The following is a 24,684-nucleotide window of genomic DNA, read 5'->3' on the forward strand; positions in this document are numbered from 1 at the left end:
GAGTGGGCGGGGTTCACCCATCGGTTCGCCAAGTCGGGGTAGACGACAGCGGAAAGCAGGTACCGGACCCCTGAAAGGCGACCCGACATGCCCCTCACCTTCCGCAAGAGCTTCCGCATCTTTCCCGGCGTGCGCCTGAACATCAACAAGCACTCCTGGTCCATCACCACCGGCGGCAGCGGCGGCCCCCGGCACACCCACAGCAGCACGGGACGGCGCACGACGTCGATGGACCTGCCCGGACCCTTCGGATGGCGTCGCACCCGTACCGCCAAGCGCCACTGAGGACACGTCAGCCTCGTCGCCCGAACGGACCTCCCGAGAGGCGCCATCTCATATCTGAGATAACCTCAGTCCCATGGCAGACGACTACCTCGTACGCATCGGCAAGCTCATCCGTGACGCCCGGCAGCATCGCGGCTGGACACAGTCACAACTCGCCGAGGCGCTCGGCACCAGTCAGAGTGCCGTCAACCGCATCGAGCGCGGCAATCAAAACATCAGCCTTGAGATGATCGCTCGAATCGGTGAAGCGCTGGACAGCGAGATCGTCTCCCTGGGCTACGCGGGACCGATGCATCTGCGGGTGGTCGGCGGCCGTCGGCTGTCCGGCGCCATCGACGTGAAGACCAGCAAGAACGCGTGCGTGGCACTGCTGTGCGCCTCCCTGCTCAACCGGGGGCGCACAGTGCTGCGCCGGGTCGCCCGCATCGAGGAGGTGTACCGCCTTCTGGAGGTACTCGGCTCCATCGGCGTACGCACCCGCTGGATCAACGACGGGGTCGACCTGGAGATCGTGCCGCCGGCCGAGCTGGAACTGACCGCGATCGACGCCGACGCGGCCCGCCGTACGCGCTCGATCATCATGTTCCTCGGCCCGCTGCTGCACCGCCTTGACCACTTCACGCTCCCCTACGCGGGCGGCTGCGACCTCGGCACCCGGACCATCGAGCCGCACATGATCGCGCTGCGCCGGTTCGGCCTCGACATCGCCGCGACCGAGGGCCTCTACCACGCGCGGGTGGACCAGTCCGTCGCCCCCGACCGCCCCATCGTGCTGACCGAGCGCGGCGACACGGTCACCGAGAACGCGCTGCTCGCGGCCGCCCGGCACAACGGCGTCACGGTCATCCGCAACGCGTCCTCCAACTACATGGTCCAGGACCTCTGTTTCTTCCTGGAGGCCCTCGGTGTCGAGGTCGAGGGCATCGGCACCACCACGCTCACCGTGCACGGCGTGCCGACCATCGACGTCGACGTGGACTACAGCCCCTCCGAGGACCCGGTCGAGGCGATGAGCCTTTTGGCCGCCGCCGTGGTCACCGAGTCGGAACTGACCGTGCGCCGGGTGCCGATCGAGTTCCTGGAGATCGAGCTCGCGGTGCTGGAGGAGATGGGGCTCGATCACGACCGTACGCCCGAGTACTGGGCCGACAACGGCCGTACCCGCCTGGTCGACCTCACCGTCCGGCCCTCCAAGCTGGAGGCGCCGATCGACAAGATCCACCCGATGCCCTTCCCGGGCCTGAACATCGACAACGTCCCGTTCTTCGCCGCCATCGCGGCTGCCGCGCAGGGCAAGACCCTCATCCACGACTGGGTGTACGACAACCGCGCTATCTACCTCACGGACCTCAACCGCCTCGGCGGCCGGCTCCAGCTCCTCGACCCGCACCGCGTCCTGGTCGAGGGCCCCACCCGCTGGCGCGCCGCCGAGATGATGTGCCCGCCGGCCCTGCGCCCCGCCGTCGTCGTCCTGCTGGCCATGATGGCGGCCGAGGGCACATCGGTACTGCGCAACGTGTACGTGATCAACCGGGGTTACGAGGACCTGGCCGAACGGCTGAACTCGATCGGGGCGCAGATCGAGATCTTCCGGGACATCTGAGGACGGTTCTCGGGGGAGGGAGCGCCGGTGTCGAGGTCTGACGCCGCACTCCTCCACGGCAGAGACGCCGGCAGGACGTGCGTCCCCGTGGTCCGGCGCCTCCGGTCGGCCCGGGTCAGCTGTTGGTCAGGGTGATGTCCTGTTGCTGGGTCGCGTGGAAGAGGGGGAGGGGGAGGCCGCCCTGGGGGCTGAGTTCCATCAGGGTGGCCTCCACGTGGGCCGCGCCGGGCTTGAGCGTCTCCGAGGAGGCCGTGCCGGTGTTCGTCCAGGCGTGCTCGGCGCCGTCGCACAGCGCGCGTGTGCCGCCGATGCCGTGCAGGACGGTCGGGGAGCTCTGGGAGAGGGTGGAGCTGACGAACACGGGGCCCGAGCCGGTGGTGCAGCGGTAGGTGCCGGACAGGGTCACGGTGCCGTCCGGGGCGATGGTCCCGGTCGGGGCGACCGTCACCGTCTCGCCCGGGGCCGAGGCCGCCGGGGTGAGGGGGGCGGCGGCGAGCAGGAGCAGCGCGGCGACGGTGGTGCCGAGGGCGGGGCGTAGGGCCATGGACATGGGGGGATCTCCCGGTGGGACGGAAATGGGGGCTTCCACTGGTACCCGGCCCGGGGCTCCAACTGCGTGATCGTCACTCCTTCGGTGGCGAGTCCGCACCGTCCGTCGTGGAACCGTCCAGGTCATGTCCGCGTGTTGTCACGCTTGGCGGCAGACGGTTCCGGCGACGTCGCCGGAGGCGCATGGTCTCTTCATGGAGACCCATACGGGTTCTCCCACCGACGTGGAGGTGTGCCATGTGTGCCCACCAGCCTTTGTGCCCCGCAGCCGACGCGAACGCCCCACACGTGGTCGCCGCCCACCCCGAGCAGGGCTGGAGCCTGCTGTGCGACGGGGCGATCGTCTTCGACGACACCGGCGAGCTGCTGCCCGACGGCCGGATCGTGGCGCCGCACCGGGCGCCCGCCGAACGATCGCTGACGATCGCCGCCTGATCCGCGCGAGCGGCCCTACAGCAGCACCGCGAAGCCGTCGAGTTCGATCATCGCCCGCTCGTCCCACAGGCGTACGACTCCGACGACCGCCATGGCCGGGTAGTCGCGTCCCGCCAACCGGCGCCAGATACGGCCGAGTTCAGGGGCGTGGACGCGGTAGGCGGCGACGTCCGTGGCGTAGACGGTGACCCGGGCGAGGTCGGCGGGGGTGCCTCCGGCCGCCCGCAGGGCCGTGAGGAGATTGCCGAGCGCCCGCTCGAACTGCAGGGGGAGCGTGGTCTCGGCCACCTCGCCGGCCGCGTCGAGGGCGGTCTGGCCGGCCAGGAACACCACGCGGGAGCCGGTGGCGACGACAGCGTGGGAGAAGCCGGTGGGCGGCGCGAGTTCCGGCGGGTTCACCCGCTCCGCGGTCACGCCCGCGCCTCCCGCTCCGCGTACAGCTGCCGCGCGATGATGCTGCGTTGGATTTCGCTGGCCCCTTCGTAGATGCGTGGGGCGCGCACCTCCCGGTAGAGGTGTTCGAGGAGGTGACCGCGTTGCAGGGCGCGGGCGCCGTGCAGTTGGACGGCCGCGTCCACGACGTACTGCGCGGTCTCGGTGGCCAGGAGTTTCGCCATCGCGGCCCGGCGGGGGACGTCCGGGGCGCCGTCGTCGTACGCCGTCGCCGCCGCGTACACCATGAGCCGGGCCGCCTCCGTGCGCAGCGCCATCTCGGCGACCTGGTGGGCCACCGCCTGCTGGTCCTTCAGTTTGCCGCCGAACGCGTCCCGGCCGGCGGTGTGGGTGAGGGTCGCGTCCAGCGCCGCCTGCGCCATGCCGACCGCGAAGGCGCCGACACTGGGGCGGAACAGGTCGAGGGTTCCCATGGCGACCCGGAAGCCCCGGTCGACCTCACCGAGGACGTCGTCGGCCGTCACCGGTACGGCGTCGAGGTCGAGGGCGCCGACGGGGTGCGGGGAGAGCATGTCGAGGGCCCGGCCGCTCAGGCCGGGGCGGTCGGCGGGCAGGAGGAAGGCGGTCACACCGCGGGCGCCGGCACCGGGGGTCGTACGGGCGAAGACGGTGTAGAAGTCGGCCTCGGGGGCGTTGGAGATCCAGCACTTCTCACCGGTGAGGCGCCAGCGGGCCGGGCCGTCGGGCTCGGCGCCGACGGAGGTGGCCGACTCCGGTGCGTCCGCCTCCGCCCGCAGGGCCAGCGCCGCCGCGTCCGAGCCGGCGCCCGGCTCGCTCAGCGCGAACGCGGCCACCGCGGTGCCCTCCGTCACCCGGGGCAGCCAGCGGGCGCGCTGCGCGGGGGTACCGTGCGCGTGCACGGGATGGGCACCGAGGCCCTGGAGGGCGAGGGCGGTCTCGGCCTCGGTGCAGGCGTACGCGAGGGACTCGCGCATCAGGCAGAGATCGACCGCGCCGGCGGTGAACAGCCGCTCCAGCAGGCCCAGTCGGCCGAGCTCGACGACCAGCGGGCGGTTGACGTGCCCCGGTTCGCCCTTGTCGGCGAGCGGGCGGAGCCGGTCGGCGGCCAGCGTGCGCAGCCGGTCCCGTCGGGCGGTCTGTTCCGGTTCGAGCGAGAATGCGGGCATCGCCGGTCCTCTCTCCGGGGTGGCGGTACGGCCACTCCCCCGACGGTATCGCGTACCGTTGACGTCCGTCACCAACGCGATACGCTGCCTGCGCGAGCCCACCATGACGCCACCAGGCAAGGGGGCGCACCGCCATGAACGTCTCGGCCCACGTCGACACCTTCGCGCGCGACCACCTCCCGCCCCCGGAGCAGTGGCCCGAACTCCGCTTCGACCTGCCGGAGCTGCACTACCCGGACCGGCTGAACTGCGCCGCCGAACTGCTGCACGGCCCGCCCGACGACCGCCCCGCGTTCCACACCCCCTCCGGCCCCACATGGACGTACGGCACACTCCGCGCCCGGGTCGACCGGGTGGCGCACCTGCTCGTCGGCGACCTCGGTGTCGTGCCCGGCAACCGGGTGCTGCTGCGCGGGCCCACCACTCCCTGGCTGGCGGCCTGCTGGCTGGCGGTGCTCAAGGTGGGCGCGGTCGCCGTCACCGTGCTGGCCCGGCAACGCCCGCACGAGCTGAGCACGATGTGCGAGATCGCCCGCGTCCGGCACGCGCTGTGCGACGTCCGGGCCGTCGACGACCTCGCCAAGGCCGAGATCCCGGGGCTGCGGATCACGACGTACGGCGGTGACGCCCCCGACGACCTGCTGCGCCGCCCGGCGCCCGGCACGCCGTACCCCGCCGTGGCCACCGCGTCCGACGACGTGGCGCTGATCGCCTTCACCTCCGGCACGACCGGCCGCCCGAAGGGCTGCATGCACTTCCACCGGGATGTGCTCGCGACCGCCGACACCTTCTCCGCCCATGTGCTCGCGCCCCATGGGGACGATGTCTTCGCCGGCAGTCCCCCGCTCGGCTTCACCTTCGGCCTGGGCGGGCTCGTGATCTTCCCGCTGCGGGCCGGTGCCAGCGCCCTGCTCCTCGAACAGGCCGGTCCCGACAGGCTGCTGCCCGCGATCGCGGAGCACCGGGTCTCCGTGCTGTTCACCGCGCCGACCGCCTACCGCGCGATGCTCGACCAGGTGGGCGCCCACGACACCTCCTCGCTGCGCCGCTGTGTGTCCGCCGGCGAGAACCTGCCCGCCGCCACCTGGCGGGCCTGGCACGAGCGGACCGGGCTGCGCATCATCAACGGCATCGGCGCCACCGAACTGCTGCACATCTTCATCTCCGCCGCGGACGAACGCGTCAGACCCGGGACGACCGGGGTTCCCGTGCCCGGGTGGGAGGCGCGGGTGCAGGACGCGAACGGCGCGCCGGTACCCGACGGCGAGCCCGGACTGCTCGCCGTACGCGGTCCCGTCGGCTGCCGGTATCTCGCCGATCCCCGGCAGCGCGCCTACGTCCGGGACGGCTGGAACATCACCGGGGACACCTATGTCCGGGAGGACGACGGCTACTTCCGCTATGTGGCCCGCGCCGACGACATGATCATCTCGGCCGGGTACAACATCGCGGGCCCGGAGGTCGAGGACGCGTTGCTGCGCCACCCGGACGTGGTCGAGGCGGCGGTGGTGGGCCGGCCCGACGAGGCGCGCGGTCAGGTGGTGGTGGCCTTCGCGGTGCTGCGGGAGGGCGCGCGCCGGGACGCCGGGGCACTGCGCGCCTTCGTGCAGGCGGAGCTGGCGCCCTACAAGTGCCCCCGCGAGATCGTGTTCCTGGACGCGCTGCCGCGCACGGCGACCGGCAAGTTGCAGCGGTTCAGGTTGCGGACCGACGTGACCAGCAGTGATGCCGACGAACTAAGATGATCAACGTGTCCGACCAGCATGCCCCACGGTCTCTCATCGTCACGCTCTACGGCGCGTACGGCCGCTTCGTGCCCGGCCCGGTGCCCGTCGCCGAGCTGATCCGACTGCTGGCCGCGGTCGGGGTGGACGCGCCGTCCGTCCGTTCGTCGGTGTCCCGGCTGAAACGGCGCGGACTGCTCACGCCGGCCCGTACGGCGCAGGGCGCGGCCGGCTACGAACTGTCGCCGGACGCCCGCCAGTTGCTGGAGGACGGCGACCGGCGCGTCTACGCCACGGCGGCACCCGGGGACGAGGGCTGGGTGCTCGCGGTGTTCTCCGTGCCGGAGTCCGAGCGGCAGAAACGGCACGTACTGCGCTCACGCCTGGCGGGGCTCGGCTTCGGCACGGCGGCGCCCGGCGTGTGGATCGCCCCGGCCCGGCTGTACGAGGAGACCCGGCACACCCTCCAGCGGCTGCGACTCGACCCGTACGTCGACTTCTTCCGGGGTGAGCACCTCGGGTTCGCGGCGACCGCGGAGGCGGTCGCCCGCTGGTGGGACCTGGCCGCGATCGCCAAGGAGCACGAGGCGTTCCTCGACCGTCACGCGCGGGTGCTGAGCGACTGGCAGGAGCGGCAGGACACCCCGCCCGAGGACGCCTACCGCGACTACCTCCTCGCCCTGGACTCCTGGCGCCATCTCCCCTACACCGACCCGGGTCTGCCCGCTCATCTCCTGCCCGGGGACTGGCCGGGCGCCCGCTCGGCCGCCGTGTTCCGGGGGCTGCACGAGCGGTTGCGGGACGCGGGAGCGGCGTTCGTGGAGTGCTGAGCGCGGGGATCACCAAGCGGCCACGACCGTCGTGACGTGTCCGGCGTACGGCGTCAAGTGCCAAGCGTGAGGCGGGGTTTGGGCGCGTCCGTGCGTCCGGTCGGAGGGCGGCGGCTGCCCGCCCGGTACGGCACCGGCCAGACCACGCCCGGCCCGTCGTAGCCCTGCTCGGCCGCCGCGTGCAGCGTCCACTGCGGGTCGTAGAGGTGGGGGCGGCCGAGCGCGCAGAGGTCGGCGCGGCCTGCCAGAACCAGCGAGTTGACGTCGTCCCAGGAGGAGATCGCGCCGACCGTGATCACCGGTGTGCCGGTGGCCCGGCGGATGCGGTCCGCGAAGGGCGCCTGGTACGACCGCCCGAACTCGGGGCGCTCCCCGGCCACGACCTGTCCGGTGGACACGTCGATCGCGTCGGCGCCGTGCGCGGCGAAGGCCCGGGCCATCCCGACGGCGTCCTCGGCGCTGGTCCCCCCGTCCGCCCAGTCCGTGGCGGAGACCCGGACCGTCATGGGCCTCTCCCGCGGCCAGACCTCCCGGACGGCGTCGAAGACCTCCAGCGGGAAGCGGAGACGGTTGGCGAGCGGGCCCCCGTAGGCGTCGGTGCGCCGGTTGGTCAGTGGCGAGAGGAAGCCGGAGAGCAAGTAGCCGTGCGCGCAGTGCAGTTCGAGCAGATCGAAGCCGGCCCGCGCCGCCCGTCCGGCAGCCGTCGTGAACTGCTGGCGAATGTCGGCGAGTTGCGCATGGGACAGTTCGCGCGGGGCCGGGCTTCCCGGCTTGTACGGGATCGGGGAGGCGGCCACGAGCGGCCAGCCGCCCTCCGTGAGCGGCTCGTCCATGCCCTCCCACATCAGCCTGGTGGAGCCCTTGCGCCCGCTGTGGCCGAGCTGCACGCCGATCGCGGTGCCCGGCGCCCGCTCGTGCACGAAGCCGGTGATCCGCTCCCACGCCGTTGCCTGCTCAGCGGTGTAGAGGCCGGTGCAGCCGGGGGTGATCCGGCCCCGCGCGCTCACGCACACCATCTCGGTCATCACCAGTCCGGCGCCGCCGAGGGCCCGGGCGCCCAGGTGCACGAGGTGGAAGTCGCCGGGGACGCCGTCCGTGGCCGAGTACATGTCCATCGGGGAGACCACGACCCGGTTGCGCAGGGTCAGGCCGCGCAGGCGCAGCGGGGTGAACATCGGGGGCGTACCGGGCGGGCAGCCGAACTCCCGCTCCACGGCCTCGGTGAAGTGCCGGTCGCGCAGCCGCAGGTTGTCGTGGGTGACGCGGCGGCTGCGGGTGAGCAGGTCGAAGGCGAACTGGCGTGGTGGCCGGTCCAGGCAGGTGTCCAGGTCCTCGAACCACTCCAGGCTGGCGCGGGCGGCGCGCTGGGTGGAGGTGACGACCGGGCGCCGCTCGGCCTCGTAGGCGGCCGCGGCCGCTTCCAGGGAGGGCTGCTCCCCCAGACAGGCGGCCAGGGCGAGGGCGTCCTCGACGGCGAGCTTGGTGCCGGAGCCGATGGAGAAGTGCGCGGTGTGGGCGGCGTCGCCGAGCAGCACGACGTTACCGTGCGACCAGCGTTCGTTGGCCACCGTGCGGAAGGTGGTCCAGGCCGACCGATGGGTCCGCAGGGGCCGGCCGCCGAGCGCGTCCTCGAATATCTTGGCGCAGCGCTCGACGGACTCCCGCGAGGTGGCGGACCAGGCCCCCGGCTCCGGCTCACCGGACGCCCGTTCCTCCGGGGCCGCGAAACCGGCGGCACGCCACACCTCCTCCCGCATCTCGATGATCACGGTCGATGCGCCGGATCGAGGCGGCGGTGCGGACAGCCCCGGGGAGGAGGAAGGGGTGGGAGTGGTGCCGGTCGAGGGGCGGGCGTACGGGTAGCCGTGCAGTTGCATCACGCCGTACTCGGTCTCGGCGATCTCGAAACGGAAGGCGTCGAAGGCGAAGTCCGCGGCCAGCCAGATGTAACGGCAGCGGTGGGTGACCACATGGGGCCGGAACACATGGGCGTACGCCTCGCGGATGGCGCTGTGCACACCGTCGGCGGCGACGACGAGGTCGTACGTCTCGGCGAGCCGGACCGGGTGGGGTGCCTCGGAGCGGAAGCGCAGCTCGACGCCGAGGGACCGGCAGCGTTCGTGCAGGATCTCGAGGAGCCGCTGCCGGCCGAGGGCGGCGAAGCCGTGACCGCCGGAGGTGTGGCGGACACCGCGGTGCACGACGTCGATGTCGTCCCAGCGCACGAACTCGGCGCGCAGTGCCTCGTACACCACCGGGTCGGCGTGCTCGATGCCGCCGAGGGTCTCGTCGGACAGCACGACACCGAACCCGAAGGTGTCGTCGGGTGCGTTGCGCTCCCAGACGGTGATCTCGCGGGCCGGGTCCAGGCGTTTGAGGAGGGCGGCGGCGTACAGGCCGCCGGGGCCGCCGCCGACGACCGCCACCCGCAGGGGCCGCCCGCCCCGGCCACCGGCCGCGCCGGCGCTCCGCACGGCTACCTCCCCCGCCACTTCGGCGGTCGCTTCGCCGTGAACGCCGCGTGGAACTCGGCGTAGTCCTCCCCGTTCATCAGCAGGGCCTGGGTCGCGGCGTCCAGTTCGACCGCGGCCGCGAGCGGCATGTCCAGTTCGGCGGTGAGCAGCGCCTTGGTCTGGGCGTGCGCGAGGGCCGGGCCCTCGGCCAGGCGGCGGGCCAGTTCCCGGGAGCGTTCGTCGGCGCGACCCTCGTCCGTGAGTTCACTGATCAGGCCGATCCGCTCGGCCTCGGGAGCCCGGACCGGCTCGCCCAGCATGAGGAGCCGGGTGGCGTGACCCAGGCCGACGACCCGGGGCAGCAGGTAGGCCGCGCCCATGTCGCCTCCGGACAGGCCGACGCGGGTGAACAGGAAGACGAAGCGCGCGCTGGGGTCCGCCACCCGGAAGTCGGCGGCCAGGGCGAGGACCGCGCCCGCGCCGGCCGCCACCCCGTGCACGGCGGCGATCACCGGGAAGGGACACTCCCGTAGGGCCCGCACGACCTGCCCGGTCATCCGGTTGAAGTCGAGGAGCTGGGTGGTGTCCATGGACAGGGTGGCGCCGATGATCTCGTCCACGTCACCGCCGGAGCAGAAGCCGCGCCCCTCGCCGGCCAGCACCAGGGCTCGTGCGGCCCGTTCCCGGGACAGCTCGGCGAGCAGGTCGCGGAGGTCGGCGTAGGCGCCGAAGGTGAGGGCGTTGAGCTTGTCGGGGCGGGCGAGGGTGACCGTGGCGACACCGTCGGCGAGGTCGAGGCGCAGGTGGCGCCAGCGCGGGGTGCGGGCGGCTGAACCGGCGAAGGGACTCATGACGTGCGGCCTCCTCGTGCGAGTGGCGGGCACTGCCGCACCGAGCCTCGGTGCGTTGCGCTGCGCTGTGTGGCGCTGTGTCGCGTTCCGGGTGCGGTCGGTTCTGGGGTTCTGGCCGAGGGCCCACCACCGGACTCCGCGTCGAAGCTATCACTCATCGGTGACTGTCGTCACGAGTGCGCGATAGCGCGGTGGCTTCCACGAGCTTGTACGGGTGTGGCGCACATGGTCGGCCCGACCGCGCAGCGTGTCGGCACACATGGGCGGCGGCCACATGCGGTGGCCGCGTCGGCGGACCGAGGGCAGGCGCCGCGTCGGCACACATGGGCAACGGCCACATATGGTCTTGGCACACGTAGGCAGCCACCACACGGGTCTCGGCACACAGAACGGCGTACACACGATCCCGGCACCGGCACCGGCACCGGCGCCGTCGCCGTCGCCGTCGCACGTAGCGGCAGCGACCACACCATCTCGGCCCACATGGACGGCGCCCCACACCGCATCCCCGGACGGAGGCCACATCCCCTCCGCGCGCGGTGTCTCGATGTGATCGCGCTCGGTCACACGCGTCACAGCTCGTCGATGGACCCGTAACGACGGGAGCATCGGAGCGAGGCCGGTCGTTCACCGGGGTATGCCGCCTGCAACGGGGCCGAAGGTCCCCGCGGCGCCCCCGACGTCCCCGCCGGACGGCGCCGTACCATTCTTACGGTTGAAAGCAGGACAGCCTGCTCATGAACGGAACCGCCTTGCACGAACGCCCCTCCGCCTCCGCCTCCTGGCGCATCGCGCTGCCGCACACCGCTGCGGCCGTGCCCGTGGCGCGCGCTCTGGTGCGGACGGCGCTGGCCGAGCTGGAGCACGGCTCCGACTGCGACACCGCGGAACTCCTCACGGCGGAACTGGTCGCGAACGCCGTGGAGCACACCCACGGCGACACGCCGATAGAGCTCGTGGTGGAGCTGCTGCCGTCCGGCTGCCAGGTGGAGGTGCACGACGGGGACCCGGCGCCACCCGGCAACCTCACGCGTCCGGCGGGCGGGGAGCCCGACCCCTGGCAGGAACACGGCCGGGGTCTGCTGCTGATCCGCGCCCTCAGCTCGTCCTGCGGACACCGCCCCACCGGCACGGGCAAGGCGGTGTGGTTCCGCCTTCCGGTGGTCCCGCCGCAGCGCCGTCCGGCGTGAACCCGCCGGTCAGCGGGCGAGGGTCGCGACGAGGATCGCCTTGATGGTGTGCAACCGGTTCTCCGCCTCGTCGAAGACGACCGAGTGAGCCGACTCGAAGACCTCGTCCGTCACTTCCAGTGAGTCCAGGCCGTGGGTTTCGTGTATGTCGCGGCCGACCTTGGTGCCGAGGTCGTGGAAGGCCGGCAGGCAGTGCAGGAACTTCACGTCCGGGTTGCCGGTGGCGCGCAGGACGTCCATGGTCACGGCGTACGGGCCGAGGGCCTTGATCCGCTCGTCCCAGACGGTCTTGGGCTCCCCCATCGACACCCAGACGTCGGTGGCGACGAAGTCGGCGCCACGCACCCCGTCCGCCACCGACTCGGTGAGGGTGATGACGGCCCCGCTGTCCTCGGCCAGCTCGCGCGCCCTCGCGACGATCCCGGCGGCCGGCCAGTAGGCCTCGGGGCCGACGACGCGCACGTCCATGCCGAGCAGCGCGCCGGTGATCAGGTACGAGTTGCCCATGTTGAAGCGGGCGTCGCCGAGGTAGGCGAGGGTGACGCCCTCCCGGTGGATGTCCTTGCCGGCGTGCTCGGCCATCGTGAGCACGTCGGCGAGCATCTGGGTGGGGTGCCAGTCGTCGGTGAGGCCGTTGTAGACGGGCACCCCGGCATGGGCCGCGAGCTCCTCGACGGCGGCCTGACTGTCCCCCCGGTACTCGATCGCGTCGAACATCCGGCCGAGGACCCGCGCGGTGTCGCGCACGGACTCCTTGTGCCCGATCTGTGAGCCGGAGGGGTCGAGGTAGGTCGTCGAGGCGCCCTGGTCGGCGGCGGCGACCTCGAACGCGCAGCGCGTGCGGGTGGAGGTCTTCTCGAAGATCAGCGCGATGTTCCTGCCCCGCAGGTACTGCGTCTCGGTCCCGGCCTTCTTGGCGGCCTTCAACTCTGCGGCCAGCTCGATCAGCCCGCGGAACTCGTCCGCGGTGAAGTCCAGCTCCTTGAGGAAGTGGCGGCCGGCGAGGGCGGTCGGGACAGTCGCCATGGGGGCGCTCCAGAGGTGCAGGGACGAGGACGCTTGGAAGTCTATACGACCTTCAGAATTTCTATACACCTCCAAGTGGGCGGCGTCGCCCCACGGCTCCACACGGGCCGTGCGGCTCTACGGCTCTACGCCTACACCGCGTCCCGTTCCACCGGACAGCTCATGCAACGCGGTCCCCCCCTGCCCCGGCCCAGCTCGCTGCCCGGGATCTCGATCACCTCGATGCCCTGCTTGCGCAGGTGGGTGTTGGTGGTGGCGTTGCGTTCGTAGGCGACGACGACGCCCGGTTCCACGGCCAGGACGTTGCAGCCGTCGTCCCACTGCTCACGCTCGGCGGCGTGCACGTCCTGGGTCGCGGTCAGTACCCGGATCTCGTTCAGCCCGAGGGCGGCGGCGATCGCCCGGTGCATGTGCTCCGGCGGATGGTCGGTGACCTTCAACTCCTTCTCGGCGACACCCTGTTCGATGGTGTACGAGCGGAGCATGCCGAGCCCGGCGTACTGGGTGAAGGTGTCGCCGTCGACCATGGTCATCACGGTGTCGAGGTGCATGAAGGCGCGCCGCTTGGGCATGTCGAGGGCCACGATCGTCCGCGCGGACCCGGCGGCGAAGAGCTTGTGCGCGAGCATCTCGACGGCCTGGGGCGTGGTGCGCTCGCTCATGCCGATGAGGACCGCGCCGCTGCCGATGACGAGCACGTCGCCGCCCTCGATGGTCGAGGGGTAGGCGGCCTGCCCCTCCGACCACACGTTGAACGCGTCGTCACGGAAGAGGGGATGGTGACGGTAGATCGCCTCGAAGTGGACGGTCTCGCGCTGCCGGGCGGGCCATCGCATGGCGTTGATCGAGACGCCGTCGTATATCCAGGCGGAGGTGTCGCGGGTGAACAGGTGGTTGGGGAGCGGGCCGAGCAGGAAGTCGTCGAGGTCCATGACGTGGAAGCGCACGGAGGTCGGCTCGGGGTGCGCGTCGAGGAACTCGCGCTTGGTCATCCCGCCGACCAGGGCCTCGGCGAGTTCCGCCGCGGGCAGGGTCTCGAACGCGGCCCGGAGGTGGTCGGTGGCGAGCGGGCCGTACTCCTTCTCGTCGAAGACGTGGTCCAGGACGAGTGAACGGGCCGCCGGGACCTCCATGGCCTCGGCGAGCAGGTCGCCGAAGAGGTGGACGGCGACCCCGCGATCGCGCAGCACGTCGGCGAACCCGTCGTGCTCGGCGCGCGCCCGGCGTACCCACAGCACGTCGTCGAAGAGCAGGGCGTCCTTGTTGCTGGGGGTGAGCCTCTTGAGCTCCAGGTCCGGCCGGTGCAGGATGACGCGGCGCAGCCGCCCGGTCTCGGAGTCGACATGGAATCCCATGCCTCCATCCTGACCACCGATGACCGGATTCACCCCCTGCTCTGGTGTTTCGCTTCTCTCTTCTTTCCGCGCCCCCGCTTCTCGTCCTCTTGACGAGAAGCGGAATCCTCCGTTATCGTCGCGACGACGAAAAAGGGGAGAGGATCATGGCAGACATCACCCGGCGCCTGGGCCGGCGCCACCTGCGCGGCACTCCGACGGCGCACATCCGGCACTACCGCTCGGGCACACTCGTGCACGACGGCCCGGGGCTCAGTTTCTGGTTCCGGGCGCTGACCGCCGCGCTGTCCGAAGTGCCGGTCGACGACCGCGAGCTGGCGATGACCTTCCACGCCCGCACCTCCGACTTCCAGGACGTGGCGGTGCAGGCGACCGTCACCTACCGCATCGCGGACCCGGCGCTGGCCGCCGCCCGGCTGGACTTCTCGATCGACCCCGACTCCGGGGTGTGGCGGGGCGCGCCGCTGGAGCAACTCGGCACCCTGCTCACGGAGACGGCGCAGCAGCACGCCCTCGACGTCCTGGCCCGGACACCGCTGTCGGCCGCCCTGGTCGACGGGGTGGCGGCGGTGCGCGAGCGGGTCGCGGCGGGCCTCGCGGCGGAACCCAGGCTGCCGGCCACCGGCATCGAGGTGGTGGCCGTACGGGTCGTCGCCCTGCGGCCCGAGCCGGAGGTGGAGCGGGCGTTGCGCACCCCGGCGCGCGAACAGATCCAGCAGGAGGCCGACCGGGCGACGTACGAGCGGCGGGCCGTGGCCGTCGAGCGGGAGCGGACGATCGCCGAGAACGAACTGGCCAGCCAGATCGAACTCGCCCGCCGTGAGGAGCAGTTGGTCGACCAGCGCGGCACCAACGCCCGGCGCGAGGCGGAGGAGCACGCGGCGGCCGACGCGGTCCGGGCCGAGGCGGAGGCGGCGCGCACGGTACGGCTGGCGGAGGCGGAGGCGGCCCGCGCCCTCGGCCTGCACCGCGCGGAGGCCGAGGGCGCGCGCGAACTCGGCGATGCACGCGCCCAGGCACAGGCGGCCTGGCTGCGGGTGCACGCGGAGGCAGGGGTGGACGGCCTGGCGACGCTGCACGCGCTCACCGGGACCCGGCTGGCGGAGAACCTGCCGAACATCGACAGCGTGACCATCTCCCCGGACGTGCTGACCGGACTGCTCGCGCGGCTGGGCGCGGGAGAGCGGACGTGAGTCTCGCCCCCCGGGTCGTCCTGGTCCATCGCACCACGGAGTACGAGGAGTTGGTGGCCCGGCACGGCACCCACGGGCAGGCCGCCTTCTTCCTGTCCAGCCGCGGCCGGGACATCGGGGAGATCGCCGACCGGCACCGGAGGACCCGGCGGGCGCTGGCCGAGGTGGCCTCGGCCGTCCCGCTGACCTGGCGGCAGAGCCGGGTGGAGCGGGCCGACCTGGACCGGTTCCTGTTCGCGCCGGAGGACGTGGTGGTCGTGGTCGGCCAGGACGGACTGGTGGCCAACGCCGCCAAGTACCTCGCGGGCCAGCCCGTGGTGGGGATCGACACGGAGCCCGGCCGCAATCCGGGCGTGCTGGTACGGCACCGGCCGGCGGACGCGGCGCGCCTGCTGCCGGCGGCGCACGCGGCCGGCACGCCGGTCGACGAACTCACCATGGTCGAGGCCGTCGCCGACGACACGCAGCGGCTGGTCGCGCTGAACGAGATCTACCTGGGCGCCCCCGGTCACCAGACCGCCAGATACCGCCTGGGCCTCGAGGGCGACGGGGGTGTCGTCGAGGCCCAGGCATCGTCCGGGGTGCTGGTGGGGACGGGCACGGGGGCCACGGGCTGGATCAGGTCCGTGTGGCAGGAACGGGCCAGCGCCCTGCCGCTGCCCCGGCCCGCCGAGGCCCGCCTCCTGTGGTTCGTCCGCGAGGCCTGGCCCTCCCCGGCCACCGGCACGTCCCTGGTCGCGGGTGACCTGCCGGCCCGGGCGTCCCTCCATCTCACCGTCGAGTCCGAACGGCTCATCGCCTTCGGGGACGGCATGGAGCGCGACGCCCTGGAGCTGACGTGGGGCCAGACGATCCGGGTGGGGGTGTGCGGGGAGCGGCTGCGGCTGGTGGGGTGAGGCGGTGGGAGCCTCCGTCACCGACGCAGACTCCCACCCGAACCCCATGTCACAGCCGGGGGTTCACCGGTTTCCATGTCACAGCCGGGGGTTCACCGGTTTCCATGTCACAGCCGGGGGTCCACCGGGTTCCATGTCACAGCCGGGGGTCCACCGGTTCCGACTCCAGGGCGAGCACCCCGAACACCGCCTCGTGCACCCGCCACAGCGGCTCCCCCTCGGCCAGACGGTCCAGTGCCTCCAGACCGAGCGCGTACTCGCGGATCGCGAGCGACCGCTTGTGGTTGAGGAACCGCTGCCGCAGCCGGGCCAGGTTGTCGGGGCGCGTGTACTCGGGACCGTAGATGATCCGCAGGTACTCGCGGCCCCGGCACTTGATGCCGGGCTGCACCAGGCGGCCCCGCTCGCCGCGCACCACCGCGCCGAGCGGCTTGACGACCATGCCCTCGCCGCCGCGGCCGGTCATCTCCAGCCACCAGTCGACACCGGCCCGCACCGACTCGGGGTCGGCGGTGTCGACGTACAGGCGCCGGGTGGTGTGCAGCAGGCCGCTGCCGTCGTGCTCGACGAGCCGGTCGAGCAGCGCGAGCTGTTCGTCGTGGGGCAGTGCGGCGAGGCTGCGGCCCTCGACCGCGAGGAGCTGGAAGGGTGCCAGGCGAACACCGTCCAGGCCGTCCGTGGGCCAGCAGTACCGGCGGTACGCGTCGGTGAACGCGGCCGCCGCACCGGCCCGTTCACGCTGGCGCGCCAGCAGGTCCGACACGTCGACACCGCGCGCCGCCGCGCCCTCCAGCGCGGCCAGCGCGCCCGGGAACACCGCCCGGGAGGCGGCGCCCACCGCCGCGTACTGACTGCGCAGCAGCCCGGACGCCTTCAGCGACCACGGCATCAACTCGGCGTCCAGCAGCAGCCAGCCGGTGCCGAGTTCCTCCCACAGACCGGCCTCGCCGACGGCCGTGCGCAGCCGGCCGAGGATCTCCTCCGTCACCGCTCCGTCGTCGAAGAACGGCCGGCCCGTACGGGTGTACAGCGATCCCGTGACCCCTCCCCCGGCCCCGAACCGCCCGCGGGCCGTGTCCGCGTCCCGGCACACCAGGGCCACCGCCCGCGACCCCATGTGCTTCTCCTCGCACACCACCCGCGCCACACCGTCCTCACGGTACTGCGCGAAGGTCTCGGCGGGGTGCTCCAGGTAGCCCTCGACACGCGAGGTGGCCGTCGGCGCCATGGTGGGCGGCAGGTACGGCAGCAGCCGCGGGTCCACCGCGAAGCGGCTCATGACCTCCAGGGCCGCCGCCGCGTTCTCCTCGCGGACCGAGACCCGGCCCGCGTGCCGGGTCTCCACGACCCTGCGGCCGTACACGTCGGCGAGGTCCAGCGGCCGCCCGTCGTGCCCGCCGGGCGCCTCGGACCGCAGCGGCTTCGCCGGTTCGTACCAGACCTGCTGCGCCGGTACGTCGACCAGCTCGCGCTCCGGCCAGCGCAGCGCGGTGAGCTTGCCGCCGAAGACGGCACCGGTGTCGAGGCAGATGGTGTTGTTGAGCCAGGTGGCCTCGGGGACGGGGGTGTGGCCGTAGACCACGGCGGCCCGGCCCCGGTAGTCCTCCGCCCACGGATAGCGCACCGGCAGGCCGAACTCGTCGGTCTCGCCGGTCGTGTCGCCGTACAGCGCGTGCGAACGGACCCGGCCCGAGGTGCGGCCGTGGTACTTCTCCGGCAGACCCGCGTGGCAGACGACCAGGCGGCCGCCGTCCAGGACGTAGTGGCTGACGAGACCGTCGATGAACTCCCTGACCTGCTTGGTGAACTCCTCGCTCTCGCCCTCCATCTGCTCGATGGTCTCGGCGAGGCCGTGCGTGGGCTGGACCTTGCGGCCGCGCAGGTGACGCCCGTACTTGTTCTCGTGGTTGCCGGGCACGCACAGCGCGTCGCCCGCCCCGACCATCGACATCACACGGCGCAGCACACCGGGGCTGTCCGGGCCGCGGTCGACGAGGTCGCCGACGAACACGGCGGTGCGGCCGGCCGGGTGGCTGCCGTCGACATAGCCCAACTCGCCCAGCAGAGACTCCAGTTCGGCGGAGCAGCCGTGGATGTCGCCGATGATGTCGAAGGGGCCGGTGAGGTGGGTCAGGTCGTTGAAGCGCTTCTCGGTGACAACGGTTGCGTTGTCCACGTCCGCCACCCCGCGCAGCACGTGCACCTTGCGGAAGCCCTCGCGTTCCAAATGCCGCACCGATCGGCGCAGTTCGCGGATGTGGCGCTGGATGACCCGGCGCGGCATGCCGGCCCGGTCGGCGCGGGCCGCGTTGCGTTCGGCGCAGACCTCCTCGGGCACGTCGAGCACGATGGCTATGGGCAGCACGTCGTGCTCCCTGGCCAGCTCGACCAACTGCCGCCGCGAGTCCTGCTGCACGCTGGTCGCGTCGACGACGGTGCGGCGGCCGGCGGCCAGGCGCTTGCCGGCGATGTAGTGCAGGACGTCGAAGGCGTCCCTCGTCGCGCTCTGGTCGTTCTCGTCGTCCGAGACGAGACCCCGACAGAAGTCGGAGGAGATGATCTCGGTGGGCTTGAAGTGCCGGTGGGCGAACGTGGACTTGCCGGAGCCGGAGGCCCCGACGAGCACCACGAGGGAGAGGTCGGTGACGGGCAGGACCCGTCCGTCGCGTGTGTCGGTCATGCCGCCTTCGCCTCCTTCATGCGGAAAACCGCCATCTGGGTGGGCGGTCCCACCTCCGGGTCGTCCGGGCCGACGGGGACGAACTCCACGCCGTAGCCGTGCCGTTCGGCCACCGGGCGGGCCCACCCCTGGAACTCCTCGCGGGTCCACTCGAAACGGTGGTCGCCGTGCCGGACGTGCCCGGCGGGCAGGCTCTCCCAGCGGACGTTGTACTCGACGTTCGGTGTGGTCACCAGCACGGTCCGGGGGCGGGCCGCGCCGAACACGGCGTACTCCAGGGCGGGCAGCCGCGGCAGGTCGAGGTGCTCGATCACCTCGCTCAGCACGGCGGCGTCGTAACCCGCCAGTCGCTTGTCGGTGTACGCCAGGGAGCCCTGGAGCAGCTTGACGCGGGCCGCCTGCCGCTCTCCCATGCGGTCCACCTTCAGCCGCCGGGAGGCGATGGTGAGCGCGCGCATCGACACGTCGAGGCCCACGACCTCGGTGAACCGCGGGTCCTTCAGCAGCGCCTGCACCAACTGGCCCTGTCCGCACCCGAGATCGAGGACACGGGTGGCCCCCGACGCGGTGAGCGCGGCGACGATCGCCTCCCGGCGCAGCACGGCGAGCGGGGTGGGTTTCTCCTCCGCCTCGGTCTCCGGCGCCACCGCGTTGTCGATCTCCTCGACGGCGCTGTCGTCGGCCTCGGCCAGCCGCACCAGTTCCAGTCGTTCCATGGCCTGCCGGGTCAGCGCCCAGCGGCGGGACAGGAAACGACTGGTGATCAGCTTCTGCTCCGGGTGGCCGGGCAGCCAGCCCTCACCGGCCCGCAGCAGCTTGTCGACCTCGTCGGGGGCGACCCAGTAGTGCTTGGCGTCGTCGAGGACCGGCAGCAGCACGTACAGGTGACGCAGGGCCTCGGCGAGGGTCAGCGCCCCGGACTCAAGCACGAGGGACACGTAGCGCGAGTCACCCCACTCCGGGAACGCGGGGTCCAGCGCGACCGGTTCGGCCTCCACCGCCCAGCCGAGCGGTTCGAAGAGGCGTCGGACGAGCGCCGGGCCGCCGCGGGCTGGCAGCACGGGCACCTCGATGCGCAGCGGCAGCGGCCGCGCGGCCCGCTCGGGCCGGGCGGCGCACACTCCGCGCATCGCGCTGGAGAAGACAGCGCTCAGCGCCACCGCGAGCAGCGAGGAGGCCGCGTAGGGGCGGTCGTTGACGTACTGCGCGAGCGCCGCGTCGGGCGCGCCGCCGCGGCCCTTGCCCTTGCCCCGGCGGACCAGCGCCACCGGATCGACCTCCAGCAGCAGCCCCGCGGTGCAGCGCTCGGCGTGGGCCTCGGGGTACAGCACATGAGCCGTGCCGTACGACGTCGAGAACGCCTGCGAGTTGTCGGGATGCTTGTGCAGGAGAAACCCCAGGTCGGTCGCGGGACTCTCCGGCGTGCCGGTGGTCGAGATCGTCAGGAACATGCCCCGAGTCTCCCGGCGGACGTGCGCGATGACCAGTGGTTTTCACCACGGGCGGGGGTGGGGGTTCGGCTTGGGTGCAGGGGTGGGCGGCGGCGGTTCCGGGCGAGGTCAGGAGCCGGCTCACCAGAGCCGCGGGGCCCGCGGGGGCCGCCGGACCGGGCGGACCGGGCGGACGGAGTCGGCGGAGTCGGGGTTGGCTCGCCGGACCCCCGCCGGTCCGGACAGGGCGGCTCGGCGGGGCCGGGGCTCGGCGCACCGGACCCCCGCCGGTCCGGACAGGTGGGCTCGGCGGGGCCGGGGCTCGGCTCGCCCGCCCGCCCGCCCGCCCGGGGTGTTCTACGACAGCTGGGACTGGACCTGGGAGGAGATCAGCTCCAGGTGGTCCAGGTCGTGGAGGTCGAGGATCTGGAGGTAGAACCGCCGGGAGCCGATAGCCGCGTACCGGCCGATCTTGTCGACGACCTCGGACGGCGTGCCGGCCAGCCCGTTGGCCTTGAGCTCGTCGACCTCGCGGCCGATCGCGGCGGCACGGCGGGCGACCTCCTGGTCGTCCTTGCCGACGCAGACGACGAGGGCGTTGGAGTACGTCATCTCGTCGGCCCCGCGGCCGGCCTCCTCGACCGCGGCGCGGACCCGGCCGAACTGGCGCTCGCTGTCCTCGATCGAGCCGAACGGCATGTTGAACTCGTCGGCGTACCGGGCCGCCAGCCGGGGGGTGCGGGTGGCGCCCTGACCGCCCACCAGCACCGGGATCCTCGCCTGCGCGGGCTTGGGCAGCCCGGGCGAGCCGGTGAGGTCGTAGTGGGTGCCGTGGAAGTCGAACGTCTCGCCGGCCTTGGTCTGCCACAGCCCGGTCACGATCGCCAGCTGCTCCTCCAGGCGGGCGAACTTCTCCTTCGGGAAGGGGATGCCGTACGCCTTGTGCTCGTCCTCGAACCAGCCGGCGCCCAGGCCGAACTCGATCCGGCCGCCCGACATCTGGTCGACCTGCGCGACCTGGATGGCGAGCACGCCGGGCAGCCGGAAGGTACCGGCGGTCATCAGCGTGCCGAGCCGGATGCGCCGGGTCTCGCGGGCCAGGCCGGCGAGGGTGATCCAGGCGTCGGTGGGACCGGGCAGGCCGTCACCGGAACCCATCGCGAGGTAGTGGTCGGAGCGGAAGAAGGCGTCGAATCCGAGGTCCTCGGTGGCCTTCGCCACGGAGAGCAGGGTGTCGTAGGTGGCCCCTTGCTGGGGCTCGGTGAAGATTCGAAAATCCATGCTTCCATCCTGCACGCCGAGGGCCCGGACGGCCTCACCGGACCCTCCGGACCCTCCGGACTCGGCGGATCCTCCGGACTCGGCGATCATGCCCGGCCGGGTCCCTGGGCGGGTGAGATTCGGGGTCGCCCGGCGCCCGGCCCCCGGCGTCCGGCCCCCGGCGCCCGGCCCCCGGCATGCACATCGGCCGGGCGATGCCGGGGCGCCCACCCCCGTCCGGTCTCCCGGAGGACCGGGCCGAGGGCACGGAAGCAGGGTGCGACCGGGGGCCGGGTGCCCGGCGTACGCCGGTGATGTAGGCCGCCGAGGCCGCCGGGACTGGTGGGGCGCGGGGGGCCTAGCCGGCTTCCCGCTCCGGTAACACCGGCTGCGCGTCGGCCAGTTTGCGCAGCATCTCGCGGACCCGGTCCCTGGACTCGTCCGCCGCGTCGATGGCTTCCATGCACTGCCAGTACGTGCCCTCGTCATCCACAGCGCAGGCCAGGCCGACGAGGGCGATGCCCACTTCGCCCAGCAGCCCGCCGAGGTACACGAGGGCCTGGCGGGCGTCGCCCAGGTCGGTCAGCTGGGCCGCCAACAGGTCCTCGGTGTCCAGGTCCGGCCTGTCCAGCACGCCGCAGCCCCTGCCCGCCAGTTCGGTCAACCCGAGTGCCTCGCCGCGCAGTTCGGGCGGCCCGAAGACCGCCAGGCGGCTGCCTATCGCCTGCGCGAGGGCCTGCGCCTGCCACACCTGGGTCATGACCTCCGGCGCGTCACTGGTGCCCACCAGCGCGCGTCTGCTCGTCACGATGAGCCGCACCGCATCCATGCGCTGCCCCCGTCTGTCGCGACGCGCCCACGGCACGTCCGCCCGAACTCCCGTGTCCACTACCCAGCGTGAGCTTCCGCACGGCGAAAAGCCAGAGGAAGACGGAAATTAACGGACAACAATTCGGTTTCGCACCGCGGTTTGACTGCGGAGAGTGAAAACGGAACCAACTGCTCCCTACGGTGCCGGAAACCGCCGTTCGTTCCGGTCGATCTTCGCGTCCAGTGCCGCCAGCGGATCGACCCCGAGCACCTCGCACAGTTGCAGCAGATACGCGAGCACGTCGGCGACCTCGTCCGCGACCCGGTGCGCGGTGTCCGGGTCGTCCATCACCCGGGCCGACTCCTCCGGCGTCAACCACTGGAAGATCTCCACCAGTTCGGCGGCCTCCACGCTGAGCGCGGAGGCCAGGTTCTTGGGGGTGTGGAACGGCTGCCAGTTCCGCGCCGTCGCGAACTCGGTCAGCCTGCGCTGGAGCTTCGCCACATCGAGAGGTTCGGTCACGGCTCCAGGTCTACCACCGTGATCCCGTCCGCCGCCGCGGCCCACGACGCGTCGCTCACCGTACCGGCGAGACGGATGTGCCCGCGTTCGCACATCCGGGCCGCGAGCCGCAGCAGTTCACCCCGCTGGCCCGGGTCCAGCCCCCGGTCGAGCCCGTCGGCGAGCACGGTGAGCGTCTGCAGGGCGGCCGGCACCTCGCCCGCCGGGTCGACGTCAAGCACCCCCGGGCCGGTGAGCAGGACGAGTGACAGCGCCAGGTACCTCAACTCGCCCTCACCGAGCCGCCCCAGCTCCGTACGCACGCCGTCGCCCCGGTCGAGGACCGCCCGTACCGTCCCGTCGCCGAGCGGCTCGGCGCACAGGTCGGCGACCGGTCCCGCGCAGCCGGCGCGCACCGCGGCGACCAGCTGGGCGTGCCGGCGGCCGCACTCCGCGCGGGTGCGCCACAGCACGTCGGCGAGGTTGTCGCAGCCTCCGAGCAGCCGGCCGGACCCCAACGGCACGGGGGCGCGCATGCGCGCCGGCCGCGGGTCGCAGGGGAACACGGACCGCAGGGCGATCACCATCTGTTCCGCCGCGGCGAGCACCCGCCGCTGCCCCTCCGTCTTGCCGGCCACGCGCAGCGGGAGCAGCGGGGTGCCGAGCCGGTCGTCCGGCAGGGGGGCGCGGGTGACCGGTGACGACCCGGCGGTGTACCAGGCGGCCTGGACGCTGCGGCGGCCCGGATCCCGCAGGGCGGTCTCCAGGAGCACCAGGCCGTCGACCGTCAACCGCTCCCCCACCACGCGCAGTTCGGGCTCGGCCTGGACTGCGACGTCGAGCCGGACCGAGCCCTCGGGGCCGTCGGCCGTGCAGCCGATGCGGAAGCCGCGGCGGCGCTGGACGTCGGGCCGGGCACGCTCGGGCACGCAGGCGCCGGGGTCGGGGAACACCTCCGCGAGGGCCGCGCCGCCCCCGAGCCGGGCGAGCGCCTCGTACGCCCGCAGCGCGCTCGTCTTGCCGGAGCCGCTGGGGCCGGCGAACAGGGTGAGCGGTCCGAGCGGGAACCGGGCGCCCCGGTGCGCGGCGAACGCGGACAGCCGCAGCTCGGTGAGCCGCGGCAGCACCGGCCGCCGCGTCGTCTCGGGAGGCGGAGATGCACCGGCGGGACCGGGAGGGGGACCTGCGGGACGGGGAGGTCCGGGGGAAGGGGAGGTGGCGGGGCCGGTTGCGGCGGGTTCGGTTGCCGCAGGGTCGGCTACGGCGGCGCCGGTTGCCCCGGGACCGGCTACGGCGGGGCCGGTTACCGGGGAGGTGGCGGCGCCGGTTGCCGGGGAGCCGTCCGGGGAGAAGCCGGATGCGGATGGGCCGGACGCGGATGGGCCGGACGCGGCGGGACCGGACGGGGAGGGACCGGACGGGGAGGAGAAGGCGGAGGACACGGTCATATCCGGACGGTAGGACTCCGCCGTCGGACGAACCGTTCCTCCCCGGAGACCTTCCTACGATCGGGGGACCGGTCTCACGACAGGTGAGCCGGTCTCACGATCGGGGGACGGTCTCACACGCCGGGCACTCCCGCTCCCTCCATCAGCCCCGTGACCTCGGTGCCGGAGGGCGTCAGCAGGAACACGTTGCGGTCGACGCGGTGCATCCCGCTCGCCAGGCCGAAGACGACGCCCGTACTGAAGTCCAGGACCCGCTTGGCGACCTCGGTCTCCGCCGTGGTCAGGTCGAGCAGCACGGGGATGCCCGCCATCAGCGTCTCGGCGACCTCGCGGGCGTCCGCGAACACGTTGATCCTCAGCACGACGAAACGGCGCCGGGTCTCCGTCTCCGCGTCCGGCAGCGCGCGGTGGCCCACGGCGGACGGCCAGGCGTCCCGGCCCCGCAACGGAACGACCTGGGCGAGTCCCTCCCACTGTTCATCGGTGACGTCGTAGCTGTTCACCGGTTTCCCCCGACCTGACTCGCGTTCATTGCCTGCACTGGCCAATTCTTACGCCAAGTCACCCGTTCAGCCCAACAGCGA

22 protein-coding genes are annotated in these 24,684 nt (G+C 72.7%); 8 read left to right on the plus strand and 14 right to left on the minus strand.

The features are described from left to right. The first annotated feature begins 87 nt into the window (after positions 1-87). The gene (locus AC07AZ_RS02685; RefSeq protein ID WP_371668615.1) at positions 88-285 is read left to right on the plus strand and encodes a DUF4236 domain-containing protein; all 198 of its coding nucleotides are present in this window, start codon (positions 88-90) and stop codon (positions 283-285) included. A 73-nt stretch (positions 286-358) separates the two neighbouring features. Next, positions 359-1,888, plus strand: a complete 1,530-nt coding sequence (locus AC07AZ_RS02690; protein WP_478843041.1) for a helix-turn-helix domain-containing protein — start codon at positions 359-361, stop codon at positions 1,886-1,888. A gap of 115 nt (positions 1,889-2,003) precedes the next feature. On the opposite strand, the gene AC07AZ_RS02695 is transcribed toward AC07AZ_RS02690, so the two are convergent. Beyond that, the gene (locus tag AC07AZ_RS02695) at positions 2,004-2,432 is read right to left on the minus strand and encodes a DUF6299 family protein (RefSeq protein WP_478843421.1); all 429 of its coding nucleotides are present in this window, start codon (positions 2,430-2,432) and stop codon (positions 2,004-2,006) included. Positions 2,433-2,674: 242 nt separating this feature from the next. On the opposite strand from AC07AZ_RS02695, the gene AC07AZ_RS02700 reads away from it, so the two are divergent. Next, positions 2,675-2,872: a DUF5999 family protein gene (locus AC07AZ_RS02700; RefSeq protein ID WP_478843043.1), complete on the plus strand. Its 198-nt coding sequence runs from the start codon at positions 2,675-2,677 to the stop codon at positions 2,870-2,872. Between the two features lie 15 nt (positions 2,873-2,887). Here AC07AZ_RS02700 and AC07AZ_RS02705 read toward each other — a convergent pair whose 3' ends face one another. Continuing rightward, positions 2,888-3,286: a RidA family protein gene (locus tag AC07AZ_RS02705; RefSeq protein WP_478843045.1), complete on the minus strand. Its 399-nt coding sequence runs from the start codon at positions 3,284-3,286 to the stop codon at positions 2,888-2,890. Next, positions 3,283-4,452, minus strand: coding sequence for an acyl-CoA dehydrogenase family protein (locus tag AC07AZ_RS02710; protein ID WP_478843047.1), 1,170 nt, complete (start codon positions 4,450-4,452; stop codon positions 3,283-3,285). Before AC07AZ_RS02710 ends, AC07AZ_RS02705 begins: the two co-directional genes overlap by 4 nt. Before the next feature lie 134 nt (positions 4,453-4,586). On the opposite strand from AC07AZ_RS02710, the gene AC07AZ_RS02715 reads away from it, so the two are divergent. Further along, positions 4,587-6,197 carry an AMP-binding protein gene (locus AC07AZ_RS02715; RefSeq protein ID WP_478843049.1) on the plus strand — a complete coding sequence of 537 codons (1,611 nt, stop codon included), beginning with the start codon at positions 4,587-4,589 and terminating at the stop codon, positions 6,195-6,197. Beyond that, positions 6,194-7,006, plus strand: coding sequence for a PaaX family transcriptional regulator (locus AC07AZ_RS02720; protein ID WP_478843051.1), 813 nt, complete (start codon positions 6,194-6,196; stop codon positions 7,004-7,006). The genes AC07AZ_RS02715 and AC07AZ_RS02720 overlap by 4 nt, the downstream gene beginning before the upstream one ends. A 53-nt stretch (positions 7,007-7,059) precedes the next feature. On the opposite strand, the gene AC07AZ_RS02725 is transcribed toward AC07AZ_RS02720, so the two are convergent. Both AC07AZ_RS02725 and AC07AZ_RS02730 read right to left on the minus strand, forming a co-directional pair. Continuing rightward, entirely contained in the window at positions 7,060-9,480 is a 2,421-nt protein-coding gene (locus AC07AZ_RS02725; protein ID WP_478843053.1) for an oxidoreductase, read from the minus strand. 2 nt (positions 9,481-9,482) lie between these two features. After that, positions 9,483-10,310, minus strand: a complete 828-nt coding sequence (locus tag AC07AZ_RS02730) for an enoyl-CoA hydratase family protein (protein ID WP_478843055.1) — start codon at positions 10,308-10,310, stop codon at positions 9,483-9,485. A gap of 737 nt (positions 10,311-11,047) precedes the next feature. Here AC07AZ_RS02730 and AC07AZ_RS02735 point away from each other — a divergent pair. Continuing rightward, complete coding sequence (locus tag AC07AZ_RS02735) at positions 11,048-11,500, plus strand: ATP-binding protein (protein WP_478843057.1); 453 nt, start codon at positions 11,048-11,050, stop codon at positions 11,498-11,500. Positions 11,501-11,509: 9 nt separating this feature from the next. Here AC07AZ_RS02735 and argF read toward each other — a convergent pair whose 3' ends face one another. Beyond that, a complete protein-coding gene (gene argF / locus AC07AZ_RS02740; RefSeq protein ID WP_478843059.1) occupies positions 11,510-12,526 on the minus strand; it encodes an ornithine carbamoyltransferase in 1,017 nt (338 codons plus the stop codon). 131 nt (positions 12,527-12,657) lie between these two features. Beyond that, the gene (locus AC07AZ_RS02745; RefSeq protein ID WP_478843061.1) at positions 12,658-13,881 is read right to left on the minus strand and encodes an arginine deiminase; all 1,224 of its coding nucleotides are present in this window, start codon (positions 13,879-13,881) and stop codon (positions 12,658-12,660) included. A 146-nt stretch (positions 13,882-14,027) separates the two neighbouring features. Here AC07AZ_RS02745 and AC07AZ_RS02750 point away from each other — a divergent pair, with 146 nt between their 5' ends. Both AC07AZ_RS02750 and AC07AZ_RS02755 read left to right on the plus strand, forming a co-directional pair. Continuing rightward, positions 14,028-15,074, plus strand: coding sequence for an SPFH domain-containing protein (locus AC07AZ_RS02750; protein ID WP_478843063.1), 1,047 nt, complete (start codon positions 14,028-14,030; stop codon positions 15,072-15,074). Further along, the gene (locus AC07AZ_RS02755; RefSeq protein WP_478843065.1) at positions 15,071-15,970 is read left to right on the plus strand and encodes an NAD(+)/NADH kinase; all 900 of its coding nucleotides are present in this window, start codon (positions 15,071-15,073) and stop codon (positions 15,968-15,970) included. Before AC07AZ_RS02750 ends, AC07AZ_RS02755 begins: the two co-directional genes overlap by 4 nt. 136 nt (positions 15,971-16,106) lie before the next feature. On the opposite strand, the gene AC07AZ_RS02760 is transcribed toward AC07AZ_RS02755, so the two are convergent. The 7 genes from AC07AZ_RS02760 to AC07AZ_RS02790 all read right to left on the minus strand — a co-directional run bounded on the left by AC07AZ_RS02760 (position 16,107) and on the right by AC07AZ_RS02790 (position 24,603). Continuing rightward, complete coding sequence (locus AC07AZ_RS02760; RefSeq protein ID WP_478843067.1) at positions 16,107-18,650, minus strand: polynucleotide kinase-phosphatase; 2,544 nt, start codon at positions 18,648-18,650, stop codon at positions 16,107-16,109. After that, the gene (locus AC07AZ_RS02765; protein WP_478843069.1) at positions 18,647-20,101 is read right to left on the minus strand and encodes a 3' terminal RNA ribose 2'-O-methyltransferase Hen1; all 1,455 of its coding nucleotides are present in this window, start codon (positions 20,099-20,101) and stop codon (positions 18,647-18,649) included. The genes AC07AZ_RS02760 and AC07AZ_RS02765 overlap by 4 nt, the downstream gene beginning before the upstream one ends. A gap of 336 nt (positions 20,102-20,437) precedes the next feature. Next, the gene (locus AC07AZ_RS02770; RefSeq protein ID WP_478843071.1) at positions 20,438-21,361 is read right to left on the minus strand and encodes an LLM class F420-dependent oxidoreductase; all 924 of its coding nucleotides are present in this window, start codon (positions 21,359-21,361) and stop codon (positions 20,438-20,440) included. 337 nt (positions 21,362-21,698) lie between these two features. After that, positions 21,699-22,169, minus strand: a complete 471-nt coding sequence (locus AC07AZ_RS02775) for a DUF6099 family protein (RefSeq protein ID WP_478843073.1) — start codon at positions 22,167-22,169, stop codon at positions 21,699-21,701. Between the two features lie 177 nt (positions 22,170-22,346). Further along, positions 22,347-22,673, minus strand: a complete 327-nt coding sequence (locus AC07AZ_RS02780; protein ID WP_478843075.1) for a nucleotide pyrophosphohydrolase — start codon at positions 22,671-22,673, stop codon at positions 22,347-22,349. Next, entirely contained in the window at positions 22,670-24,100 is a 1,431-nt protein-coding gene (locus AC07AZ_RS02785; RefSeq protein ID WP_478843077.1) for an AAA family ATPase, read from the minus strand. The genes AC07AZ_RS02780 and AC07AZ_RS02785 overlap by 4 nt, the downstream gene beginning before the upstream one ends. A gap of 113 nt (positions 24,101-24,213) precedes the next feature. Then, positions 24,214-24,603 (minus strand): cell division protein SepF, encoded by a 390-nt coding sequence (locus AC07AZ_RS02790; RefSeq protein WP_478843079.1) that lies wholly within the window; start codon positions 24,601-24,603, stop codon positions 24,214-24,216. Between the last annotated feature and the right edge of the window lie 81 nt (positions 24,604-24,684).

Source organism: Streptomyces sp. NPDC043878 (assembly GCF_056435735.1).